Source organism: Arthrobacter sp. CAL618 (assembly GCF_000468215.1).
Taxonomy (GTDB): Bacteria; Actinomycetota; Actinomycetes; order Actinomycetales; family Micrococcaceae; genus Arthrobacter_D.
This window is the reverse complement of the sequence record NZ_ASZW01000142.1, coordinates 1-1,603: the sequence shown is the minus strand read 5'-3', so window position 1 is coordinate 1,603 and position 1,603 is coordinate 1. Positions and strand designations below refer to the sequence as shown.

The 1,603-nt window shown below is 66.8% G+C and carries 1 protein-coding gene and 1 pseudogene; both read right to left on the bottom strand.

Translation table 11 applies throughout. The features are described 5' to 3' along the window. Nucleotides 1-47 precede the first annotated feature (47 nt). On the bottom strand, nt 48-1,250 hold the full coding sequence (locus tag K728_RS0108630; protein WP_019483394.1) for an argininosuccinate synthase: 1,203 nt from the start codon (nt 1,248-1,250) through the stop codon (nt 48-50). 55 nt (nt 1,251-1,305) lie between these two features. Beyond that, nucleotides 1,306-1,603: pseudogene (locus K728_RS0108625) on the bottom strand (arginine repressor); the annotation flags it as partial.

Here is a 1,603-nt window from a genome sequence, read left to right as displayed (position 1 = left end):
CCGGCCGCCCCAGAGGGCTCCCTCGTTGGTGGAGGCTCCCGCCATCGCTACTGACCCGCCCGCTCGTCGCGGCCGGAGGCCACCTTGGAGGACAGACCGAAGATCTCGATGAAGCCGCGGGCCATTGACTGGTCGAAGGTGTCGCCGGTGTCATAGGTGGCCAGGTTGAAGTCGTACAGCGAGGTCTCGGACTTGCGGCCGGTGACCGTGGCGCGGCCGCCGTGGAGGTCCATCCGGATGTCCCCGGAGACGTATTTCTGGGTGTCGTCGATGAACGTGTCAAGGGAGCGCTTCAGCGGGGAGAACCACTGGCCGTCGTAGACCAGCTCGGTCCAGCGCTGGCCGACGGTCTTCTTGAACCGGGCCTGCTCGCGTTCCACCGTGACGTTTTCCAGCTCGCGGTGCGCGGCGATCAGGGCCATGGCGCCGGGCGCCTCATAGATTTCGCGGCTCTTGATGCCGACCAGGCGGTCCTCCACGATGTCGATCCGGCCCACGCCCTGGGCGCCGGCACGGCGGTTCAGCTGTTCGATGGCCTGCAGGGGGGTGACTGCGACGCCGTCGATGGCGACGGGGATGCCCTCACGGAAGGTGATGGTCACCTCGTCGGCGGCCGGGGAAAACTCGGGCGAATCGGTGTACTCGTAGACGTCCTTCGACGGGCCGTTCCAGATGTCCTCGAGGAAACCGGTCTCGACGGCGCGACCCCAGACGTTCTGGTCGATCGAGAACGGGTTCTTCTTGGTGGTCTGGATGGGCAGGTTGTGCTCCTCCGCGAAGGTGATGGCCTTGTCCCGGGTCAGGGCCAGGTCACGCACGGGGGCGATGCAGCGCAGGTCCGGGCCGAGGGTCTGGATGCCCACCTCGAAACGCACCTGGTCGTTGCCCTTGCCGGTGCAGCCGTGGGCCACCGTGGTGGCGCCGAATTCACGGGCGGCCGCCACCAGGTGCTTGACGATGACCGGGCGGGAGACCGCCGAGACCAGCGGGTAGGCGTCCATGTACAGGGCGTTGGCCTTCAGCGCTGGCATGCAGTAGTCGTTGGCGAACTCGTCGCGGGCGTCAGCCACGTAGGCTTCGACGGCGCCGCAGTCGAGGGCACGCTGGCGAATCTCCTCCAAGGATTCACCGCCCTGTCCAACGTCGACGGCGACGGCGATGACCTCGGCGCCGGTCGCTTCGGCGATCCAGCCGATGGCTACTGAGGTGTCGAGTCCGCCGGAGTAGGCGAGGACAATGCGTTCAGTCATGGGTTGTGCTCCTAGGGTGTTGAGGTTGGTTTTGTCTGAAAGAGGCAAGAAATGGTCAGGACAGGGGTTTGCTCATCGGGTCCTGCGCAAACTGGCGGAAGCGCTCCGCCACGTCCGGCCCGCCCGCCGGGTCGCGGGTCACCAGCATAATCGTGTCGTCGCCGGCGATGCTCCCCAGGACCGAGGGCATCACCGAGTGGTCGATTGCCAGGGCCAGGAAGTTCGCGGCCCCCGGCGGGGTCCGCAAGACGACCAGGTTTCCCGACGCCTCAGCAGTGACGAGTAACTCCGAGCACAGCCGGGACAGCCGGGAATCGAGGATTTCCTGGGTGACCCCGCTCTGCGGCGTCCGC